The 19,950-nt window shown below is 62.5% G+C and carries 22 protein-coding genes; 7 read left to right on the top strand and 15 right to left on the bottom strand.

The features are described 5' to 3' along the window. Positions 1–43: 43 nt before the first annotated feature. Together mscL and A477_RS0102025 are read left to right on the top strand one after the other, a co-directional pair. Positions 44–508 (top strand): large conductance mechanosensitive channel protein MscL, encoded by a 465-nt coding sequence (gene mscL / locus A477_RS0102030; RefSeq protein ID WP_017197381.1) that lies wholly within the window; start codon positions 44–46, stop codon positions 506–508. 153 nt (positions 509–661) lie between these two features. Beyond that, entirely contained in the window at positions 662–1,552 is an 891-nt protein-coding gene (locus A477_RS0102025; RefSeq protein WP_017197380.1) for an ACT domain-containing protein, read from the top strand. A 137-nt stretch (positions 1,553–1,689) separates the two neighbouring features. Here the strand turns inward: A477_RS0102025 and A477_RS0102020 are convergent, their stop codons facing one another. From A477_RS0102020 to A477_RS21890, 4 genes are all read right to left on the bottom strand, one after another. After that, positions 1,690–2,037, bottom strand: coding sequence for a hypothetical protein (locus tag A477_RS0102020; protein ID WP_017197379.1), 348 nt, complete (start codon positions 2,035–2,037; stop codon positions 1,690–1,692). Between the two features lie 482 nt (positions 2,038–2,519). Beyond that, positions 2,520–3,893, bottom strand: coding sequence for an NAD(P)(+) transhydrogenase (Re/Si-specific) subunit beta (locus A477_RS0102010; protein ID WP_017197377.1), 1,374 nt, complete (start codon positions 3,891–3,893; stop codon positions 2,520–2,522). Further along, complete coding sequence (locus A477_RS0102005) at positions 3,890–4,237, bottom strand: NAD(P) transhydrogenase subunit alpha part 2 (protein ID WP_017197376.1); 348 nt, start codon at positions 4,235–4,237, stop codon at positions 3,890–3,892. Before A477_RS0102005 ends, A477_RS0102010 begins: the two co-directional genes overlap by 4 nt. After that, complete coding sequence (locus A477_RS21890; protein WP_017197375.1) at positions 4,237–5,463, bottom strand: NAD(P) transhydrogenase subunit alpha; 1,227 nt, start codon at positions 5,461–5,463, stop codon at positions 4,237–4,239. The genes A477_RS0102005 and A477_RS21890 overlap by 1 nt, the downstream gene beginning before the upstream one ends. 186 nt (positions 5,464–5,649) lie before the next feature. On the opposite strand from A477_RS21890, the gene A477_RS0101995 reads away from it, so the two are divergent. Both A477_RS0101995 and A477_RS0101990 read left to right on the top strand, forming a co-directional pair. Then, positions 5,650–6,261 (top strand): NADPH-dependent FMN reductase, encoded by a 612-nt coding sequence (locus A477_RS0101995; RefSeq protein ID WP_017197374.1) that lies wholly within the window; start codon positions 5,650–5,652, stop codon positions 6,259–6,261. Between the two features lie 120 nt (positions 6,262–6,381). After that, the gene (locus A477_RS0101990) at positions 6,382–6,765 is read left to right on the top strand and encodes a hypothetical protein (RefSeq protein WP_017197373.1); all 384 of its coding nucleotides are present in this window, start codon (positions 6,382–6,384) and stop codon (positions 6,763–6,765) included. Between the two features lie 18 nt (positions 6,766–6,783). Here the strand turns inward: A477_RS0101990 and A477_RS0101985 are convergent, their stop codons facing one another. Together A477_RS0101985 and A477_RS0101980 are read right to left on the bottom strand one after the other, a co-directional pair. Beyond that, entirely contained in the window at positions 6,784–7,488 is a 705-nt protein-coding gene (locus A477_RS0101985; RefSeq protein ID WP_017197372.1) for an HAD family hydrolase, read from the bottom strand. Beyond that, the gene (locus tag A477_RS0101980; RefSeq protein WP_026005292.1) at positions 7,478–7,768 is read right to left on the bottom strand and encodes a hypothetical protein; all 291 of its coding nucleotides are present in this window, start codon (positions 7,766–7,768) and stop codon (positions 7,478–7,480) included. Before A477_RS0101980 ends, A477_RS0101985 begins: the two co-directional genes overlap by 11 nt. Positions 7,769–7,883: 115 nt before the next feature. Here A477_RS0101980 and A477_RS0101975 point away from each other — a divergent pair, with 115 nt between their 5' ends. Both A477_RS0101975 and A477_RS0101970 read left to right on the top strand, forming a co-directional pair. Next, positions 7,884–8,525, top strand: coding sequence for an NADPH-dependent F420 reductase (locus A477_RS0101975; protein WP_026005291.1), 642 nt, complete (start codon positions 7,884–7,886; stop codon positions 8,523–8,525). 226 nt (positions 8,526–8,751) lie between these two features. Continuing rightward, a complete protein-coding gene (locus tag A477_RS0101970; RefSeq protein WP_017197369.1) occupies positions 8,752–9,534 on the top strand; it encodes a VOC family protein in 783 nt (260 codons plus the stop codon). A gap of 45 nt (positions 9,535–9,579) precedes the next feature. On the opposite strand, the gene A477_RS0101965 is transcribed toward A477_RS0101970, so the two are convergent. After that, complete coding sequence (locus tag A477_RS0101965; protein WP_017197368.1) at positions 9,580–10,464, bottom strand: PaaX family transcriptional regulator; 885 nt, start codon at positions 10,462–10,464, stop codon at positions 9,580–9,582. A 102-nt stretch (positions 10,465–10,566) separates the two neighbouring features. Then, a complete protein-coding gene (locus A477_RS0101960; RefSeq protein ID WP_017197367.1) occupies positions 10,567–10,947 on the bottom strand; it encodes a hypothetical protein in 381 nt (126 codons plus the stop codon). Between the two features lie 135 nt (positions 10,948–11,082). Between A477_RS0101960 and A477_RS0101955 the strand changes: the two genes are divergently transcribed. Beyond that, positions 11,083–11,616: an ABC transporter permease family protein gene (locus A477_RS0101955; protein ID WP_017197366.1), complete on the top strand. Its 534-nt coding sequence runs from the start codon at positions 11,083–11,085 to the stop codon at positions 11,614–11,616. A gap of 76 nt (positions 11,617–11,692) precedes the next feature. Here A477_RS0101955 and A477_RS0101950 read toward each other — a convergent pair whose 3' ends face one another. Genes A477_RS0101950 through A477_RS0101920 form a run of 7 tightly spaced genes read right to left on the bottom strand, consistent with a single transcriptional unit; the run spans position 11,693 to position 19,892 of the window. After that, positions 11,693–12,100 (bottom strand): acyl-CoA thioesterase, encoded by a 408-nt coding sequence (locus tag A477_RS0101950; RefSeq protein WP_017197365.1) that lies wholly within the window; start codon positions 12,098–12,100, stop codon positions 11,693–11,695. A 7-nt stretch (positions 12,101–12,107) separates the two neighbouring features. After that, positions 12,108–13,478 (bottom strand): MFS transporter, encoded by a 1,371-nt coding sequence (locus A477_RS0101945; protein WP_017197364.1) that lies wholly within the window; start codon positions 13,476–13,478, stop codon positions 12,108–12,110. Between the two features lie 2 nt (positions 13,479–13,480). Beyond that, complete coding sequence (locus A477_RS0101940; protein WP_017197363.1) at positions 13,481–15,871, bottom strand: bifunctional salicylyl-CoA 5-hydroxylase/oxidoreductase; 2,391 nt, start codon at positions 15,869–15,871, stop codon at positions 13,481–13,483. Positions 15,872–15,886: 15 nt separating this feature from the next. Beyond that, positions 15,887–17,584 carry an AMP-binding protein gene (locus tag A477_RS0101935; RefSeq protein WP_017197362.1) on the bottom strand — a complete coding sequence of 566 codons (1,698 nt, stop codon included), beginning with the start codon at positions 17,582–17,584 and terminating at the stop codon, positions 15,887–15,889. A 49-nt stretch (positions 17,585–17,633) separates the two neighbouring features. After that, entirely contained in the window at positions 17,634–18,515 is an 882-nt protein-coding gene (locus tag A477_RS0101930) for an acyl-CoA thioesterase (RefSeq protein WP_017197361.1), read from the bottom strand. A gap of 3 nt (positions 18,516–18,518) precedes the next feature. Then, positions 18,519–19,001, bottom strand: coding sequence for a cupin domain-containing protein (locus tag A477_RS0101925; RefSeq protein WP_017197360.1), 483 nt, complete (start codon positions 18,999–19,001; stop codon positions 18,519–18,521). A gap of 27 nt (positions 19,002–19,028) precedes the next feature. Beyond that, positions 19,029–19,892: a fumarylacetoacetate hydrolase family protein gene (locus A477_RS0101920; protein ID WP_017197359.1), complete on the bottom strand. Its 864-nt coding sequence runs from the start codon at positions 19,890–19,892 to the stop codon at positions 19,029–19,031. Positions 19,893–19,950 lie beyond the last annotated feature (58 nt).

Here is a 19,950-nt window from a genome sequence, read left to right as displayed (position 1 = left end):
ATCTCTGCTGAGCAGCCACCCGCACCCAATCGGAGGATCATCCATGCTTAAGGGTTTCAAGGACTTCATACTTCGCGGCAACGTGATCGAGTTGGCCATTGCCGTGGTCATCGGTAGTGCGTTCACCGCTCTTGTTACGGCTTTCACCACCAACATCATCAACCCGGTGATCGCCGCCGCCGGCGGCATGAATGCTGACGGACTCGGCTTCAGGATCTGGGAAAACAATCCCGCCACGCTCGTGAACATCGGCGCTGTTCTGACGGCACTCGTTACCTTCGTGATTACCGCCGCCGTGGTCTATTTCATCTTCGTAGCGCCCATGAACAAGATCAATTCCCTGGTCAAGAACCGCCTATCTACAGAAGAACCCGAGGAAGAGCCGCTCCCGGCAGACACAGCGCTCCTGGCCGAAATCCGCGATCTCCTCAAGGAGGCGGCGGCCCACCGCAACGCAGGCCAGACTTCCGAACTGGATCCGGATTTCGACTCCGACCGCACGCGCTAACACTGCCCGCTCACTTCGAGGGCTCCTCCCGTCTGCTGGATCGAACCCGGCATCCTCACCGCGAGGGTGCCGGGTTCGTTCGTTCACAGGCCCGTCCCCAGAACGTGACGCGAAGGCAACGGGTTTGAAACAGCGTCAGGGCAGCATGAAAGCATGAAGCCCAACCCGAGCACTCCCGTCACCGCGGATCTCCTCTGCGACGTCTGCGGTCAGTTGCCCGAAGTGCCCAAAGCCCGGCTCACACTCGCGAACATCGCAGTGATGCTTCCCATCGAATTGCTGGTTCATGCGGCGGTGGTTGGAACCCATCTGCACTACGTGGCCAAGGTCCTGCTGCTGGCCGTCACCGCCACGGTGTTGGTCATTTGGGTTGCCGAACCTTCAGCGGCCAAGGTCCTCCGCCGCTGGCTGCATGCGCCTGCCCTCCGTCAGCGGCATAAACTGCACCTCGCCCCTGCACTGTGGCGTGCACGAACGGTGCTCATGGACCAACCAGGATCCCTGGAGAAAATTACCCATGCCCTCGCCAAGATGGACGCCAACATCCTCAGCCTGCACGTCCACCCGATGATCGGAACCGGCTCAGCTCTTACAGCCCACAGTGAAAGGGTGATGGACGAGTTCGTTCTCTCCACGCCGGGCGACGTCTCCGAACAGGAACTGCTGAAGGCACTGCACGACGGCGGCGGGCGTGAGTCCCACGTGTGGCCCACTACTGCTTTGGCCATGGCCGACGGTCAAACAAAGGCCCTGAGTCTCGCCAACCGCATCGCGGGGAATCCGGCCGAGCTTCCGATGGCCGTCGCCGAACTCCTGTCCGCAAAAGTAGTCCAGATCGATCCGGAGCGCCCCATGACCGAGGCGGCTACCGTCGTCGGGCCTTCAACTGACATCCTCAAGGTCCCGACGGCGTGGCACGGCCCGCTGCTCTTTTCCCGACCTGGCGAACCATTTTCACCCGCCGAATCGGCACGCGCGCACAGGTTGGCCGAACTCGCGGAAATCCTGGCGCATAGTCCTGCGTACGAACCGTCCACAAACTGAGGGAAGGCGGAAGCGTCTGGTCAACACGCGGTACCTCAGGAAGATGGTGCCATTGCCAAGTGCGCACCTGCACGAATTCCAGCAGGGTTTCCTCACATCCGTAACCGCGATGTAGCCGTCCAAAGACATACGGGATTTCAGTCCTCGTCGATCTTTTCGAGAAGCTTCCCCAAGGCATCACGAATATCGTCGTAGTCGTACTGGCCGGCCCTGCTCTCGGCGGAAATCACACCGCAGCGGTGGATCTTCTTGAAGTCACCAATGGGAAATTTATAGTGGCCCTTTTGGTCGTCGGGGTGATCGTCGTCCACACCGAGGAACCACTTGGAGTACTCCGAGCGCCCATGTTTGTCCAGAAATGCACTTTCATCCTTGGCACTGGGGGCGTGCTCGCTCCAGTCATCCCGGGAATCCTTGACCACCTTGCCGTCGCGGACCAGGCGCTTCGCGTGGTCAAGCGCTTTCTTGTTGAGTTTCACGGTCATGGCGCAACCTCGCTTGGATGTGGCTGGCTTTCGGTAGTTCGTGCAGCCAGCTTAGAACTCCCGCGGAGGGTCCGGAAGATCCGTCAATCCAGCGGGGACGCGTCCAAGCCGTCAGTTCATGAGCCGAATCCAGAGGCCGCTGCCCCGTTCCTTCATCACCATCCGTCGTTCCACCGGCCCCTTCTGGCTCAGCCAGAGCACCGTGCCGTCAGCAGTCACCGCTTCCACCGTGCCCTGGTCCACGACGTCGTTGCCGCGACAGACCTGGACAGTTTGGCCAACCAGAGACCTCCAATTGGTTACCCGCCTTCCTCTTGCTTGGCTGAAGCGGGTCCCAAACATCGAATCCCTCTTACCGTTCTCCAAATCGATGGCCCCTCGCCCGTATGCAAGCTCACCCTAGAAGCTTTCTGTACAAGACGTGTGCCGGAACTGGTCAATCCATGACGGAAATACGCGGGTCGAATTGGGAGGATAAGTCTCTAGAGCGCCTTGACGGCCCCCAGGACCTTGGTCAGCGAGTCCTTCGCATCGCCGAACAACAGGGTGGTTTGAGGTTCGTACAACAGTTCATTCTCGATCCCCGCAAACCCGGGACGCATGGAGCGTTTGAGGAAAACCACTTGCCGGGCGTCGGCGACCTCCAGGATAGGCATTCCGTAGATGGGCGATCCCGAGGTGGTCTTTGCTGCTGGATTCACAACATCGTTGGCGCCCACCACCAAGGCCACATCGGTGGTCTTGAACTCGGAGTTGATGTCACTCATTTCCTTCAGCGACTCGTACGGGACGTTGGCCTCTGCGAGCAGTACGTTCATATGGCCGGGCATGCGCCCAGCCACAGGATGGATGGCAAAGTCCACTTCAATACCGCGCGCTTCCAAGGCAAGGGCAAGCTCTGCGGCGGTGTGCTGCCCCTGGGCGACCGCAAGGCCATATCCCGGAACGATGATCACCCGCTGCGCATAGCCGAGCAGTACTGCCACGTCCTCCGCACTGGAGGAACGCACCGGCCGCTCACTCACGGCAGTGGATCCGGCCGTGGATCCCCCCTTGAAGGCCCCGAACATGATGCCTGCAACACTGCGTCCCATCGCGGCAGCCATGGCACGGGTGAGGATGGTGCCGGAAGCTCCCACCAACGTGCCGGCCACGACGAGGAGGACATTGCCCAGCACCAATCCAGATGCCGCGACGGCCAGCCCAGTGAAGGCATTCAGGAGCGAAATGACAATCGGCACATCGGCGCCACCCACCGGGAGCACCAACAGCACTCCGGCAACCAGCCCCAGAACCAGCAGGACCAGCGCCAACACCAACGAGCCATTCAGGATCACCACGACGCCGGCTCCCAAGGCGGCCAACAGCACCACGGCCATCAGGGCGGGCAGGCCAGGGAACGTCACCGGACGGGTGGTCATGAGCCCCTGGAGTTTGGCGAAAGTGACACCGGAGCCAGCGAAGGACACCGCACCCACCAGCAACGTGAAGACGATTGCCAATCGAACCCACGGATCGTCCGCGTGGGAGAGTTCCAGCAGAGCGACCAGCGCCGCGGCACCACCACCCACACCGTTGAAGAGGGCTACGAGCTGCGGCATCTGAGTCATTTGCACGCGACGGGCCACAGGCGCAGCAACCCCCGAGCCCACAGCTATGGCCCCAAGAATCCATGGAACGTTGTCCAGCTTCACTGAAACAAACACCGTCACCACAGCCAGCAAGGCACCTAGTGCTCCGATCAGGTTGCCGCGCCGTGCAGTCTTTGGCGAATTCAATCCCTTCAGGGCGAGGATGAAGCAGGCTGCGGCGGCCAGGTACAGAAGTGCCGTCCACGTGGGATTGAGAAGCGTCATGGCCGGCGCTCCCCTCGAACCGGCTCCACGGCGCCGGAACTTCCCGGACCAGCATCCGACGGCGGCCGTTGCCTTCCGCGGAACATCTCCAGCATGCGGTCGGTCACCACGAACCCGCCCACGAGGTTGGCCGTGGCAAGGACTACGGCCAGCAGGGCGACCGCCAACATCCACGGATCAGCAGCCTGCCCGGCCACGATGATGGCGCCCACCAAGATGATGCCGTGGATGGCGTTGGCCCCTGACATGAGCGGCGTGTGCAGGGTGCTGGAGACCTTGGAAACCACTTCAAAGCCCACGAACACTGCCAGGACCGTGATCGTTAGCAAGCTCATGCCGTCCATCAGCGCACTCCTTCACTGCCCTTGTGGGAACTGCCCGTGTGGGAACTGCCGGCAGGCCCGCTACCAAAGGGGGCGGTCTCCCCTGCGAGCGCCGTTAGTGCTTCCGCAGTTGGCGCGTGCCTGACCTCGCTGTCGTGGGTGAGGCACGTGCCGGCAACAACTTCATCTTTGAAGTCCGGAGCAACAACGCCGTTATGCGTCATCAGGCCCAAAAAGTTGGACACATTCTTGGCGTACAAGCGGGAGGCGTCCGCAGGCATCGCCGAGGCAGGGTCCTTGATTCCCACGAGTGTCACCACACCCTGACCGTCGCCGGTGGGGATGGGGATGTCCTGGCCGGGGGTGCTCCCTTCCACGTTGCCCCCGGATTCGGCAGCCAAGTCCACCACCACGGATCCCGGGCGCATCCCTTGGACCATCTCGCGGGTCACTAGGAGGGGCGCCCGCCTTCCCGGTACAGCGGCCGTGGTAATCAGGACATCGGCCTGGGCCACGTGCGGCGTCAGAAGGGCACGCTGCAGGGCTCCCCGGTCTGCGCTGAGTTCCCGCGCGTATCCGCCGGACGCTTCGGCGGTTTCCAGGTCCAGCTTGATGAAGGTGCCTCCCATGGATGCCACTTCGTCAGCCGAGGCCGGGCGGATATCGTTGGCGGAAACCCGTGCACCTAGCCTTTTGGCAGTTCCGATAGCCTGCAACCCAGCCACTCCGGCACCGAGGACCAGGACGCGGGCGGGTGGAATGGTCCCTGCCGCCGTCATGTACAGCGGGAAGAACCGTGGGAGCCGCATGGCCGCCTCGAGGACACATCGATAGCCAGCCACCAGGGCCTGGGAAGTGAGTGCATCCATGGACTGGGCACGGGATATACGCGGAACCAGTTCAAGCGCAAAGGAGGTGATTCCTCCCGCGGCGAGTGCCCGCACTGTGGGCAACTCCGAGGACGGCGATCCTAGACCGACGGTGACCGAACCGCGGCGGAGAGCCCCCGCCGTCGACGGTTCCATGGGACGCACGTGGCAGTAAACATCCAGCGATCCGAGAACCAACGACTCCACCACAGCGGCGCCCGCCGCCCGGTAGTCGCCGTCGCTGTGGCCGGACGCCAGCCCCGCGCCGGACTCGATCTCGACCTCAAGGCCCAAAGCCACCAGTTGCTTCACCGTTTCCGGCGTTGCGGCAACACGTCGCTCGCCGTCGAGCGTCTCGCGCGCTATGCCTGCTTTCACCCGCCACCCCTCTTCCGGAACTCTCCAGAACTCAGTTGGCATGAGTCTATGACCGCAGAGGTCCCGGCGGGAGTAGGGGCTGCGCTATGTGCATAAGTCAACTAGGGTCGGTGGAAGCTGGGGGCAACCAGCCACCACACCGTCGACGAGCCGGTTCCGGCCGTGCCGTCGGAAAGGAAAGCCACTATGGACACTTTCAAAATCGGTTATTTCGTCGGAAGCCTGGCAAGCAATTCCATCAATCGGGTCCTCTCCAAGGCCTTAATCAGCGTTGCGCCGCCGGAACTCGAGTTCCATGAAATTGCCATCAAGGACCTTCCCCTGTACAGCTCGGACTACGACGCCGACTTTCCCCCGGCAGGCCGGGAATTGAAGGATGCCATCGCCGCATCGGACGGCATCCTTTTCGTTTCCCCCGAGTACAACCGCTCAATTCCGGGGGCGTTGAAGAATGCCATCGACTGGGGTTCGCGCCCGTGGGGCAGCAACTCGTTCGCGCGCAAGCCGACCGGAATCATTGGCGCATCCCCGGGTGGCATCGGTACGGCGGTGATGCAGTCGTCCATGCGCAGCGTCCTGAGCTTCCTGGACGCGCCGCAGCTGAACGCACCTGAGGCTTATATCCGGTTCGTGGCAGACGCGTACGACGACGACGGTTCAGTTAAGGACGAAGGAACGGCCGGGCTGTTGCGACACTACATGGAGGAGTACAGTGCGTTCGTCCAGCGGGTCCTCGCCGCCAATGCGCCGGGCCACATCGGCGACCCGGAACCGGATTCCGCCAAGCTCACGCGTTAGGGCGCCCGCGGGTGCCGCTCCGGATCTACTGCCGGCGGCGCCCGCTATTAGCGACCACAGCCAGGGTTTACTCAGTATGCTTACTATATGAGGAATCATGCTAGTAACCCAGGAGGAACAATGCTTCGCAGATTGGCCATGACCACCCTTGCTTTGACCCTCTTCGCCGGGTCCATGCTTTCCACTGCCATTGCAGCCAATGCAGCAGTCGGTGCGCAGGGCAGCGTAGCTGCCACCACCACCCCCTCGCCGGAACCCAGCAACCCCTCCGGCCCATCCACGGCCACGCCCACCGCGGAGCCGACCACGGACGTCTCGAATCCCGCCGGCACCGGACCTGCCAATCCAGGCACCAGCGAGACCGAACAGCAGGAGCAGACCCGCACCGACGTCGTTCCGTGGATTCTTGCGGGCGTTGCGGCAGCCATCATCATCGCGTTGATCATTTGGACCCTGCGGAACCGGCGCGGGCGGGACAAGGGAATCAGCAACGAGCCGCGCTAGACGCACCGGCAACAGCCATTAGGCGTCCCGGGAACCAGCCATCAACGTGCCGATCATGCTGGTCTCCAGGTTCTCCAGCAGGTGCCGCGGATTGTCATAGACTTCCGCGGCGCCGGCGTCCCGCAGTTCGGCTTCACTGATTCCACCGCAGGTCAGCGCGATGACGGGAATGCCGATGGCACTGCCGGCCTTCACGTCCCATACCGCGTCCCCAACGAACACCACGTCCTCCGGGCTAAGCCCAAGCTTCTCCAAGCACGCCTCAAGAATGTCCGGAGCGGGCTTGCTCTCCTTGGCGTCATTGGAACTGGTCCACGCATCAATGGAAGATCCGGCGTCCAGGAGGTGCCTGCTCACTTCCAGGTCGCGCTCCTGCGCCGAGGACGCCAAGCCAACCGCCAGGCCGGCGTCGGAACACGCGGCCAGAAGGTCCCGAACCGAATCGAAGGTACGCAGAGTGGGCCAAAACGTGGAGAAAACCGCACTATGCGCGGACTTCAGATCTTCCTGCATATCCTCAGTGCAGTCCGGAACCAGGCTCTGGATGAGCCGGTCGCCACCCATGCCCACTCGACGATGGATGGCGGACATCTCGATGTCCAACCCCTCGCGTCGGAACGCCTGCCACCAAGCCATGGTGTGGAAGTAGCTCGAATCGATCAGCGTTCCATCCACATCGAAAAGAACGCCGCGTTTCTTCTGAGTCGTCGCATCAGCTGCCACAGTTAACCACCTTCGTCCGGGCCTGTGCACCGTGCACACCCTGCGCTGCCAGCGCAGAATCGATCACAGGTTCCTCCAACATCAGCACGGCATACCGCTCTGCCGTTGAGGTGCGAAGGAGTCCGGTCCCCGCAACTTCCCTGATGGCAGCAACTCCCTCAACGGCCTCGTCCATTGAAGCGAACCGCTTGGAGAGACCCATCAACACGTCCTCGCCGTCCACCATCAAGATCCGAAATTCCCCATCAGGCGTCTCAACCAGTTCCAAATGCCCGGCCATCCCTACCTCCTCGTCTTCGATGCCAACCAGTATAGTAAGACTACTTAGTATAGGCCTCCCAGAAATATTGCGTAACGCGGGAATGCGGCGTCTGCAACTTATTGTTGGCAAGGTCATGACAACAATCGGAATCATCGGAGCAGGACACATTGGCAGCCAGGTCGCCCGCAAAGCGGTGGAACTTGGCTATGACGTCGTCATCAGCAATTCACGGGGTCCCGAGACCCTTAGCGGGCTGGTGGCGGAGCTGGGGCCGCGCGCCCGGGCTGCGACGGCAGCCGAAGCAGCAGCGGCGGGTGATTTCGCCGTCGTGACCGTACCCCTCAAGAACTACCAGGACATTCCGACTGAGCCGCTTGAGGGCAAGATCGTCATCGACACCAACAACTACTACTGGGAGCGCGACGGCCGCATTCCCGAGCTGGATAACGGAGAAGCAACCACCTCCGGCCTGCTCCAGAAGCACCTCCCAACCTCCAAAGTGGCCAAGGGTTTCAATCACATCTTCGCCAAGGACATCACCACCGACGGCGCCCCCGCAGGCAGCGCCAACCGTCGCGCCCTTGCTACCTCGAGTGACTTCCCGGAAGCAGCCGAGCTTGTCACCAAGCTCTACGACGAGTTCGGCTTCGACACCGTCAACGTCGGCCCGCTGGAGGACAGCTGGCGCGTTGAGCGCGACCGCCCGGCCTACGTCATCCGGCAGAACGCGGACGAACTCCGCCAGAACCTCGCGAAGGCAACGCGCACGGTCTAGCTGGAAACGCACGACGGCGGGACGGCGGCTTTCGCTTTCCCGCCGCCTTCTTGGGACGGGCGGTTTTGGGGCGGGCGGTTTTGGGGCGCGCGCAAAACGCAGGGTTGAAATCGTGTCACGAACCGGGACAACGGCGCACTTTATAGTGGCTGTCTCTTCAGACGCCCGGCGCATCGGGCGTCTGGGGAGTCAGCCACCCCCTAAGCGCCCTACCCCGAGGAGTCCCATGTCCACCAAAATCTCGAGCTGGCCGGCAGCAACGCCCATGTGGGTGGACCTGGGCGTGGACGACCTCGCAGCCGGGAAAGCCTTTTACGCGGCTCTCTTCGGCTGGGAATTCGTATCCGGTGGCCCGGACGCCGGGGAGTACCTCCTGGCGCACCTTCGCGGGCGCGCCGTAGCGGGCCTGGGGCCGAAGCAGGCACCTGGCATGCCCACAGTCTGGACCACGTTCCTGGCGTCGGACGATGTGGACCTTACTGCCGGGAAAATCAGCGCGGCTGGCGGAGTGTTGATCGCGCCACCGTTCGATGTCATGGAATCCGGCCGCATGGCGTTGGCCGTTGACACCGGGGGCGCGGCCTTTGGCATCTGGCAGGCCGGCACCCATATCGGAGCGGAACGCGTCAATGAACACGGCGCACTGTGCTGGAACGAGCTCCACACCCGCGACTTAACAGCCGCCAAATCGTTCTACTCAGACGTCTTCGATATCAGCTACCAGGACGCCACCGAGGACGGCCTTTCCTACTCCACTTTCCGCAGGCCGCTTGACGGCCGGGAAGTGGGAGGAATCCAGCATGACGCCGATATCCCCGAAGATACCCCTAACCACTGGTTGACCTGGTTCGCCAGCGACGACGTCCAAGGCACTGCGGAACGGGCGGTGGTGCTCGGTTCCACCCTTCTGATGCCCGTGACGGAGAGCCCTCTGGGACGCATGTCCATGATTCAAGCGCCGCAGGGTGAAGTGTTCGGCATCATCGACGCACCCCGCATCAACGAGTAACCGGACAGCCCAAGGCCCAGGCCGCCGCGAGCAAGGCCTCCGGGTTCAAGCGGCGGCCGGGTTCAAAGCTTCAGCAATGACCTCATGTGCGTGGGCTGCTGCAAGGGGTGCCGCCAAGCGGTGTACGGCCAGGAAGGTCTTGCGCACCGCTGGTCCGTGCCACTCGGGCGGAAGGTAGTCGGTGGGGAGGTTCGGGTCCCGGTACGGGAACTTACGCCACATGGTGAGCATGGGAATGTAAAAACGGAATGCGTCGCGTCGCAGCTCTTCGGTGGACGAAGCCAGGGCAGCTTCCGGATCATCACCCACCTGCTCGGTCCATTGCCGCTCCGCGCCCTTGTACACCTCAAGGAACTCGGTGAACTGCTGATCGAGTTCCTTGAGGTCCCACCACTCAGATATTTTGGGGCGCATGGGCCCGTCAAACACGTAATCGCTCCGGAAAAGATCGACGAACTCGATCAGCCCACTCGCGGTAAGGCGTTCCCGGGCTTGCTCCAGCTTGTGTGCGGGTGCGATCCACACACCGTTGGCAACGGAACCAAAACCAAGCCCGAGCAGTGCAGACCGCAGCTGGTGCCTGCGGTTACGCATCGATTCCGGCACGGAGAAGACGGCCAGCACCCAGGTATCCACCGGCGCAGGCTGCTCTGGCGCGAAGATCCGCCGGTCACCTTCACGGAACACGTCGCTGACGGACTCGGAGATCTTGTACTTGGCGATTCCGCCCTCACGGACACTCTTCAGTACGCCCTTGGCTTTAAGCCTGGAGACGGACGACCTCACACCCGGAGCGTCGTAGCCGAGCGAGCCCAGCATGGAAATCAGGGCAGAAACCGGCAACGCGTCGCCGGCGTTCCGGCCGTAAAGACCGAAAATCGTGACGAGCAGTTGCTGGTGGCGCACCGGGGGTGCCGGAACGGCGAACATCTAAGGGTCCTCATTTCCGCGCCGCAGTTCCGGCGCCAGTCCAGTTCATCATAGGTGCGGCGCGGGCCCCTGCCGATGCTCCGGATCAGCCTGGTGTTCGAATCAATCCAGCGAAAGAAGCAGGAAGAGGATTGCGAGAACCAGCGCCACCGGGGTCATGACGAAACGCTCGGGCTTGCTGCGGGAGATCGCATTCATCGCAACGCCCACAATGAAGTAGGCGGTAAGTACCCACATGACAATGCCGGTGAAGGTTTCACTGACCGGCACCGGCACTAATCCCGCTTTTGCCAACGCCGAGTAGCCGAACAGGGCGTACAGCACAATGGAGACTACACTTCCCACCCGCAGCTTCTGCGGCAGGACGTCATGCTGCCCACCCCAAGCGAACCGCCCGAGGGGCGCGCCAACCACCAACGCCACTTGGAAAACGGCCAAACAACCAAGAATTGTGCACGCAAGAATCGCGTAAAGCTGCTCCACGGGCTAAGCGTAACCGCAAGGCGTCGCTCTACCGACTGGCCGCACCTTAGTAAGCATGCTTAGTATAGAACCACGCTGTTTCGAGGCTGACACGGCCTAAAAGGTACTTTCCGGATCGACGATAGGAAGCACATCATGGCAGGAAATCTCGTAGCCCGTTCCATTCACGACCTCACAGCCGCAGCATGGTTCGGCGGTTCGCTGATGGGGGCAATCGGACTCAACGGGGCCGCAGCGGAAGCCAAAGACCCCACCGAACGAACCCGCCTCTCAAGCAAAGGCTGGGGGAAGTGGGCCCCGGTTCAGACGGCAGCTTTCGCCGGACACCTCGCGGCGGACCTGGCAATCGCTTGGGAAAACAAAGGCAGGATCGCCAAGCAGGACAGCGTCGCCGCCAACACCATCTACAAGACAGTAGTGACCTTGGCCGGTGCAGCTATCACCTTGTACGCAGGTGTAGTGGGCAAGAAGGTGGACGAGCTCTCCGATGAAGGCGCCGAGGGTGCCACGGAGCCGCGGCCCGGCGCATCGGACGAGTTGAAGACCGCCCAAACCCAGCTGAAAGCACTCCAGTGGGCCATTCCCGCGTTTGCTGCCTGGGTGATCATCCTGGGTGCCAAGCACGGTGAGATGCAGCGGCCCAAGAACATCCTTAAGGGCCTGCGCTAGACAAACACCTCGCCGAGATGGCAGTAGACACCAATCCCAGGCTTCAACATTGGTGTCAACTGCCATCTCGGCGGAGCTATTCGGCTGCCGGCACACCCTTTACGGCCCGGACCAGATGCTCCGGCCAAGGCTGCGCAGCGGTGCTGCCGTTAGGGACGTGCACCGTGGTGACCGTCCCGTACGCGGCGACCTCACCGGCGTCGGACGTTACATCGAAAGCCATGGTCAGCGAGGTCCGGCCGAGCGCCTGAATCTTCACCGTGGCGGTGATGCGCTGGCCGAACCACAGCTTGGCCTTGTAATTAATCACTTGCTGCACCCGCGGAGCGCTAGGGAAGTAGTCCGGCAGCTCCAGAGAGCGGAAGAGCTCAGCTTCGGCAGCCTCAACCCAGCGCAGGATTGCCGAGTTGTGCTGGTGTCCGGAGGCATCGGTGTCTACCCACTCCACCGTTCGCTCGACGCATGCCTCCGGATACCTGTCCATGATTCTCCTAGCGCGCGCTGACGGCGACGTCGTCAGGATCAACGTCGACGGCGGCAACCGGCACCTCAGGCTGTGGCTTGGGAATCATTGCCACAGCGCCTGCTGCAAGTACGGCAATACCCGCGAAGATGGCGAAATTGGCCTCAAACGGCAGCTTGGAGCCTGCGATCCAGCCACCGATCAACGGTCCGGAGATGGCACCCAGACGAGCGAAGCTCAAGGCCCAGCCCGTTGCCGTGCCACGAACCTTCGCCGGATAGTAGTCGGCGATGTAGCCGGTCAGGACCAGCGATGTGGAGATGGACCCCACACCCGCGAAGGCCACGAACAGCAAGTTGACCACCATGGTGTTGGGGAAGACCAGGAGCATGATGCCCAAGCCGCCCAGAATGTAGAACACCACCAGGATGAGCTTCTTGCCGTATTTGTCCGCGGCGCGGCCCAGGAGCAGGCCACCAATCGCGGAAGCAAGGCTGAAGACCAAGAGGAACGTCAAGGACGAGCCGAGGTCGTAGCCGGCCTTCTTCATGATGCTCGGCAGCCACGTGTTCAGGCCGTAAACCAGTACCAAACCGCAGAACAGCGAGATCCAGAAGAACACCGTTGAACGCAGGTACTTCCGGGAGAACATGGTGGTGATGGTCTTCCACCACGGATCGGCCTGACCGCCTTGGGCAGCAGGAGCTGCGGGAGCCGCTGCGACAATCGGCTTGTAGTTGGCGATGTTCAATTTCGCTGCCAAAGCCTTCGCTTCGGACTTCCGGCCCTTCGATTCCAGGAATTCCAAGGACTCCGGGAGGAACTTCCAGATAATCGGAATCAGCACTACTGGCGCTGCCCCGATGGCGATCACCGCACGCCAGCCGCCCATGGGAAGGACGAACAGGGCGGCGAGGGCGGCCGCGACTATTCCCAACGAGTAGCCGGAGTACATGAGGCCGTAGTTGTAGGAACGCTTGTTCGGCGCCGAGTATTCAATGGTCAGGGCCGCTGCCACCGGGATGACACCGCCCATTCCCAGGCCACCGATGAGCCGGAACAGGCCGAAGAGCTCCGGCGTCGGGGCCCACGCGGCTCCGGCCTGGGTGAGCGTGAAGATCGCCATGGACGCCAAGAGCATCTTCTTCCGGCCCACGAGGTCGCTGAGAGTGCCGATGAACAGGGCTCCGATAAGCATGCCGATCAGGGCATATGAGCCGAGTCCACCGAGTGCCAACGGGCTAAGATTCCATTCCTTGTACTCGGCAAGGGCAGGAAGGATGGCCCCGAGTACGCCCACGTCGTAGCCTTCGGCGAGGATCGCGAGCCAGCAGCAGAACAACACCAGTCCGGTGGTCTTCCTGGGCACATTCCATGTGTTGAGGGGTGCGGTTGCCATGGCTACTTCACCAAAACCGATGCCGTGGCGGACTCAGGAGTCCAGCGAAGGTGGGTGATGTTCTCTTCGATGTCCGCTTCCTTCAGCAAGGACAGGCGCGGCCGCACTGCGTCAGTACGCGAGCTGGGCGGCTTCCTTCGGCCAGCGCGGAACTGCGGGATCCACTCGGCTCCGGGACCTTGATACTCCTGCTCAGCTGCGGCATGCAGCGTCCACTGGGGATCGTAAAGGTGCGTACGGCCCAAGGCGATCAGGTCCGCGCGGCCCGCCAGGAGGATGGAGTTCACGTCGTCGTACGTGGAGATGGCGCCGACGGCGATCACAGCCACGCCTGCCGGGGCGGCAACTTCCTGGCGGATGCGGTCGGCAAACGGGGTCTGGTAGCTGCGGCCGAAAGCGGGCTTCTCTTCCTTGGCCACCTGTCCGGTGGAAACATCCAGGCCGGCAGCGCCGTGCTCAACGAACGCCTTGGCGATGGCCACGGAATCGTCGGAAGTGTTGCCACCTTCGATCCAGTCAGTGGCTGAGATGCGCACCGTCAAAGGCTTGTGGGCAGGCCATGCCGCGCGAACGGCGTCGAACACTTCCAGCGGGAACCGCAGCCGGTTCTCCAGGCTGCCACCGTACTGGTCGGTCCGCTTGTTGGACACGGGCGAAAGGAAGGAGGACAGCAGGTAGCCGTGCGCGGCGTGGATTTCCAGGAGGTCGAAACCAGCCTCATCAGCACGGATCGTCGAAGCGACGAACTCCGCTTTGATGGCATCCATGCCGACGCGATCCAACTCCACGGGCGTCTGGTTTTCCGGGCTGTAGGGAAGGGCAGAAGGGCCGACGGCGGTCCAGTTTCCGGAGTCGAGTGGCTGGTCGATGCCTTCCCACATGAGCTTGGTGGAGCCCTTCCGGCCGGAGTGTCCCAGCTGCGCGCCGATCTTTGCGGTGGAGCGGCTGTGAACGAAGTCCACGATTTCTTTCCAGCTGTCACGCTGGCCATCGGTGTAGAGGCCGCTGCAGCCGGGGGTGATGCGGCCGGCTTCGGAAACACAGACCATTTCGGTCATGACCAAGCCGGCGCCACCGAGTGCTTTGGAGCCCAAGTGGACCTTGTGGAAGTCACCCGGAACGCCGTCCGTGGCCGAGTACATGTCCATCGGGGAGACCACAATACGGTTCTTAAGCTCCAGCTCGCCGATACGGAAGGGCTGGAACATGGCCGGTGCCACCTCGCTGAGGCCCTGGGACTCGGCGAAGCCGCGATCCACCGCCTCTGCGAACTCGGGATCGCGCAGGCGCAGATTCTCCTGGGTGATGCGGCGGCTGCGGGTGAGCAGGTTGAACGCGAACTGGGTGGGGTCCTGGTCCTTGTACTGTCCGATCCGTTCGAACCACTCAAGGGAGGCCTGGGCTGCGCGCTGCGTGGAAGCGACCACGGGCCGACGCTCAGCCTCATAAGCTGCCAACGCGGACTCAATATCCGGGTGCTCGTGCAGGCAAGCGGCCAGTGCCAGCGAGTCCTCCATAGCCAGCTTGGTGCCGGAACCAATGGAGAAGTGGGCAGTGTGGGCAGCGTCGCCCAGGAGCACGACGTTGTTATGGCGCCAGTTTTCGTTGCGGACCGTGGTGAAGTTGATCCACTTCGAGTTGTTGGTGAGGACCTCGTAGCCGTCCAGTTCCTCGGCGAAGATCTCGCGGATCCTGGCGATGGCCTTTTCATCCGAGACGCCGGGAGGGAAGATCTCGTTGGCGGTCTCATCGAAACCTGCCGCATGCCACACGTCCTGGTGCATTTCCACAATGAATGTGGACCCCTCGTCCGAGTACGGGTAACCGTGGATCTGCATGATGCCCCACTCGGTTTCCTTCACGAAGAACTTGAAGGCCTCAAACACTTGGTCTGTACCAAGCCACATGAACTTGTTGGTCCGCGGGTCCAGGTTTGGCTTGAACGAATCGGCGTACTTGGCGCGGATCTGCGAGTTGATGCCGTCCGCGGCAAGAACCAGATCGTAGTTGGCTTCAAGTTCCTCGACGGCGGGAGCCAAGGTACTGAACCGCACGTCAACGTTCAGTTCGATGCAGCGGCGTTGAAGCAGCTCCAGCAATTCCTTGCGGCTCATGGCAGCGAAGCCCTGGCCGCCGACTGTCATCATTTCGCCGCGGAAGTGGATGTCGATGTCGGACCAGCGGGCGAAGCGGCGGCTCATGTATTCAGCCACCACGGGATCGGCGTTGCCGATGCCGCCGAGTGTCTCATCGGAAAATACGACGCCGAAGCCAAAGGTGTCGCTGGCAGCGTTGCGTTCCCACAAGGTGATGTCGTGCGACGGGTCCAGCTGCTTCATCAGTGCTGCGAAGTACAGGCCGCCGGGGCCGCCTCCAACGATTGCGATTTTCATGGGTGTTGCTCCTTCTCAGGCCTGGCTCTGGCCGGCAGGGGTAAGTTGTTCGGTGTGTTCCGCGGCGCTCTCTAATGGCGTGGTCGCAGTATTTTCTGAAAGAAGACCGTCGCGGAGCTTGAAGTGCTGGAGTTTGCCGCTGGGATTGCGTGGCAGTTCGTTGACGAAGCGGACATCCCGGGGGTACTTGTAGGGGGCGATGGCCTGCTTCACGAAGTCTTGTATTTCCTTGCGCTTTGCAGCGTCGCCGGTGACGCCTTCGCGCAGCACGATGAAAGCGCAGACGATGCTGCCACGCTCTTCGTCCGGAACTCCGATGACCGCGTTTTCCACCACATCCGGGTGCTGATCGATAGCCGTTTCAACCTCGGGTGCACCGATGTTGTAACCGGAGGAGACGATCATGTTGTCCGAGCGGGCCTGGTAGGTGAAGTACCCGTCGGCGTCCATGGCAAACGTGTCGCCGGTGACGTTCCAGCCCCGGACCACGTAGTTTGCCTGCCTGGCGTCGTCGAGGTAGCGGCACCCGGTAGGGCCGATCACGGCCAGGCGTCCGATGTTTCCCGGGCCGAGTTCGTTGCCGTCGTCGTCCAGGATGGTGGCCCGGAACCCCGGCACCGCGCGCCCCGTGGTTCCAGGACGGATGTCATCGCCGGCGGCGGAAATAAACACATGGAGCAGCTCAGTGGCGCCGATTCCGTTGACCAGACGCAGGCCGGTAGCCTCCCGGACAGCTTCCCAGGTCTCCTTGGACAGGTGCTCTCCAGCAGAGACAGCAACGCGGAGTCCGCGGAGGAGGTCCCCCCGCTTCTCCTTCAGGATGGCCCGGTACGCAGTGGGAGCCGTGAAGAGGATCGTGGCGCCAGCCGCTGCGGCGTGCTCTGCCAGTTCCACGGGCCCGGCTTTCTCAGTCAGGAGCGAAGACGCGCCGAAACGGAGGGGGAAGACCACCAGGCCGCCCAGTCCGAACGTAAAAGCCAGGGGCGGCGAACCGGCGAAGACGTCATCGGCCGTGGGCTCCAGAATGAAGCGGGCGAAGGTGTCCGCGTTGGCCAGGACGTCCCGGTGGAAGTGCATGGTCACCTTCGGCACGCCCGTAGTACCCGACGTCGGACCCAGCAGGGCAACATCGTCCGCCGAGGTATCCACAGCCGTGAACTCGCCGCTCTTTTGCCCACAGCGGGAGGTGAGGTCATCGTCGTCGTCGGACCCGTACGTCAGGACCTTAACCTGGTCCCCCGCCGCGACCCTGAGCTCGTCCACGAAGCGGTGATCAGAGATGGCCACAACAGGCTTGGTGAGCTGGATCAGCGTGGAGACTTCATTGGAGCGCAGCATGGGCATGGTGGTCACCACCACGGCGCCGGCCTTCAGTACGCCGAGCCAGGCAGCCACGATCCAGGGGTTGTTGGGCCCGCGCAGCAACACGCGATTGCCTGGAACCACGCCGAGGTCTTCGGTGAGGACCTGGGCCACCTGGTTGGAACGCTGCTGGAGTTGACCGTAGGTCCAGACAACGCCGTCCGGGGTCCGCAGGGCCGGGCCGTCCGCGCCGTACTGTTCGACGCCGTCGTCGATCAGGACCGCAGCAGCATTGAGCCGTTCCGGGTAGTGGAGTTCGGGAAGGGTGAATTCAAGCGCAGGCCAGGTATCGGCGGGCGGCAGGTGGTCGCGGGTGAACGTGTCCACGTGGGCCGATGGCATCATGCTCATGGCCGTTCCTTTCAGTGGTGCGTCGTTGAAGCGGAGTGGGGTTGGGGGTTCAAACTGTTGAGGAGCCGGCCCGGATCATGCCCTCCTGGGCGACCGTGGCCAGCAGTCTTCCTTGCCGATCAAAGAAGCGGCCCATCGCGAGGCCCCTGTTGCTCTGACCGGAGACAGCTTCCTGGGCGTAGAGCACCCAGTGGTCAGCACGACCGTCGCGGTGGAACCACATGGAGTGGTCCAGGCTGGCGGTGGCGAGTCCCGGGCTGGACCAATTGAGTCCGTTCACCCGGAGCAGCGGCTCCAAAATTGTGTAATCGCAGACGTAAGCCAAAGCTGTGCGGTGGAGGTCGGCGTCGTCAGGCAGGGCGTCGAAGGCCTTAACCCAAATCGCCTGCTGCGGCACCGATCCGCCTTCCAGTTCGATATATACCGGTCCTGGAATATGGCGCATATCGAAGCTGCGGCCCGTGGACCAGTAGTCCGCGGCCGGACCATCCGTTCCGTCCAACGCTTCGGCAGCGGTCCGGAGCGATTCAGGCTCGACGGCGGCAGGGGCCTCGGGCTGGAAGTCGGGGCCGTTTTCGGGCACCTGAAACGAACCCATGGCTGCATAGACGGGCTTGCCGTTCTGGAAGCCACGGACCGTACGGGTAGAGTACCCGCGGCCGTCCCGCAGACGCTCCACTTCGTAGCGGACACTGGAACCGATATCCACCGGACGCATAAAGTAGCTGTGCATCGAGTGCAAAGTCCTGTCAGCATCAACGGACCGCATCATTGCGGCCGCAGCCTGTGCCACCATGTCTCCACCATAGGCTTTTGGCCACGGCACGTACTGGGTGGTTGCTTCGTAGGCTTCGTCGAACACCTCGGCCGTTGCGGGCGTGAGTTCAACGGCCTTGAGAAAGGTTTCGGACGTCAGGGTTCCAGTGATCATGGCTTAGGCCCGGCGGTAGTCGGCGAGGGTCTCGTCGGCAACGTCTTCGAGGTTGACCACGAGGTTCTCCGGGGTGCGCGCAGTGAGCCACACGAGTTCTTCCGTGACGGACATGTTGGCCTCGACATGGGGCATGAACGGCGGAACGAATACCCAGTCACCGGCCTTCATGTCGATGAACTCTGAGTAGTTCTCGCCGAAGTAGATCCGGCCGTGGCCGCGGAGCACGTAGCCACCGGTCTCAGCCTCGCCGTGGTGGTGCGGGAGTGAGCGGTAGCCCGGAGTGTTGGACACCTGGCCGAACCAGATCTTGGTTGCCGGGGTGTGCTGGATACTCACGCCGGAGACGCGGATGCAATCGCCGGACTGTGCCGTGTTGGTGTCTTCGGCACCGGCGCGGGTGACTACAGGAACAACCTTGCCGTCAGCCTGGGCGTAGATGGAGTTATCGCCTTCGAGGCGGTATTCGGTGGTGGTCTGGCTCATTGGGTCTCTCCTTTTGGTGTGGTGTTCTTAGGCGTTTGCCGGGAGCGGTGCATGGATCCGGAACTGGTTATCCAACCGGCCGATCCCGTCGATCTCGGTGGTGAGGACGTCGCCGTCCTTGAGGAAGCGCGGCGGGGTCATTCCCATCCCCACTCCCCCGGGCGTTCCGGTGAGGACGAGGTCGCCGGGGCGCAGGGTGGTGAATTGCGAAATATAGGACAGCAGCTGTGCCGGACCGAACACCAAAGTGCTGGTGTTCCCCTGCTGCACAAGCTCGCCGTTGACGTATCCGCGGACGTCGAAATGTTCCCCGGCTTCATCTGCCGTGACCATGAGCGGGCCCACGGGGGTTGTGCCGTCCCAGGCTTTGCCTTGGAACCACTGCAGGGTCCGGTTTTGCCAGTCGCGCATGGAAACATCATTGGCAACTGTGTATCCGGCAATGGCCTCACGGGCCTGGTCTTCGTCCGCCCGGAAGAGTTCTGAACCTACGACGACGGCGAGCTCGGCTTCCCAGTCGACGCGACCGCTGCCGTGGACTTCCACAGCGTCGTTTGCTCCGACCAGCGTGTCCGCGTACTTGGCAAACAGGGTGGGGTACTCGGGAAGCTCGCGTCCCATTTCCTGGATGTGGTCACCGTAGTTCAGGCCACAGCAGATGACTTTGCCGGCGCGGGGAAGGAGCGGCGCAAGTTCGGCTTCGCCTGCCGCGATGAATTTCTGTTCCTTGGACGCGGCAGCCCCTTCCGCCTTCTCGACGACCATCCGCCATTCCGACTGAGCCAGGAGGGCCCCGACGTCAGTGGCGGGCAACGGGAGGTATGAGTCGGCGCCCGTGGCGAGGGCCGCCGTCGTACTTCCTCCGGCCGTGCGCAAGGTGGCTAGTTTCATTGCGGGTTTCCCTTCGAGATTTTGTGATGTGTCGACTTTTTTACGATCGTCACATATG

It is taken from the genome of Arthrobacter sp. M2012083 (assembly GCF_000281065.1).
GTDB lineage: Bacteria > Actinomycetota > Actinomycetes > Actinomycetales > Micrococcaceae > Arthrobacter.
Note: the sequence above shows the minus strand (reverse complement) of the source record. Positions and strands in the feature narration are given on the sequence as shown.

Excerpts from the sequence above, each read along its gene's own strand:
- mscL (WP_017197381.1), top strand. The coding sequence starts at position 44 with ATGCTTAAGGGTTTCAAGGACTTCATACTTCGCGGCAACGTGATCGAG.
- A477_RS0102025 (WP_017197380.1), top strand. The coding sequence starts at position 662 with ATGAAGCCCAACCCGAGCACTCCCGTCACCGCGGATCTCCTCTGCGAC.
- A477_RS0102020 (WP_017197379.1), bottom strand. The coding sequence starts at position 2,037 with ATGACCGTGAAACTCAACAAGAAAGCGCTTGACCACGCGAAGCGCCTG.
- A477_RS0102010 (WP_017197377.1), bottom strand. The coding sequence starts at position 3,893 with ATGACGCTTCTCAATCCCACGTGGACGGCACTTCTGTACCTGGCCGCC.
- A477_RS0102005 (WP_017197376.1), bottom strand. The coding sequence starts at position 4,237 with ATGGACGGCATGAGCTTGCTAACGATCACGGTCCTGGCAGTGTTCGTG.
- A477_RS0101995 (WP_017197374.1), top strand. The coding sequence starts at position 5,650 with ATGGACACTTTCAAAATCGGTTATTTCGTCGGAAGCCTGGCAAGCAAT.
- A477_RS0101990 (WP_017197373.1), top strand. The coding sequence starts at position 6,382 with ATGCTTCGCAGATTGGCCATGACCACCCTTGCTTTGACCCTCTTCGCC.
- A477_RS0101980 (WP_026005292.1), bottom strand. The coding sequence starts at position 7,768 with ATGGCCGGGCATTTGGAACTGGTTGAGACGCCTGATGGGGAATTTCGG.
- A477_RS0101975 (WP_026005291.1), top strand. The coding sequence starts at position 7,884 with ATGACAACAATCGGAATCATCGGAGCAGGACACATTGGCAGCCAGGTC.
- A477_RS0101970 (WP_017197369.1), top strand. The coding sequence starts at position 8,752 with ATGTCCACCAAAATCTCGAGCTGGCCGGCAGCAACGCCCATGTGGGTG.
- A477_RS0101965 (WP_017197368.1), bottom strand. The coding sequence starts at position 10,464 with ATGTTCGCCGTTCCGGCACCCCCGGTGCGCCACCAGCAACTGCTCGTC.
- A477_RS0101955 (WP_017197366.1), top strand. The coding sequence starts at position 11,083 with ATGGCAGGAAATCTCGTAGCCCGTTCCATTCACGACCTCACAGCCGCA.
- A477_RS0101950 (WP_017197365.1), bottom strand. The coding sequence starts at position 12,100 with ATGGACAGGTATCCGGAGGCATGCGTCGAGCGAACGGTGGAGTGGGTA.
- A477_RS0101945 (WP_017197364.1), bottom strand. The coding sequence starts at position 13,478 with ATGGCAACCGCACCCCTCAACACATGGAATGTGCCCAGGAAGACCACC.
- A477_RS0101940 (WP_017197363.1), bottom strand. The coding sequence starts at position 15,871 with ATGAAAATCGCAATCGTTGGAGGCGGCCCCGGCGGCCTGTACTTCGCA.
- A477_RS0101935 (WP_017197362.1), bottom strand. The coding sequence starts at position 17,584 with ATGAGCATGATGCCATCGGCCCACGTGGACACGTTCACCCGCGACCAC.
- A477_RS0101930 (WP_017197361.1), bottom strand. The coding sequence starts at position 18,515 with ATGATCACTGGAACCCTGACGTCCGAAACCTTTCTCAAGGCCGTTGAA.
- A477_RS0101925 (WP_017197360.1), bottom strand. The coding sequence starts at position 19,001 with ATGAGCCAGACCACCACCGAATACCGCCTCGAAGGCGATAACTCCATC.
- A477_RS0101920 (WP_017197359.1), bottom strand. The coding sequence starts at position 19,892 with ATGAAACTAGCCACCTTGCGCACGGCCGGAGGAAGTACGACGGCGGCC.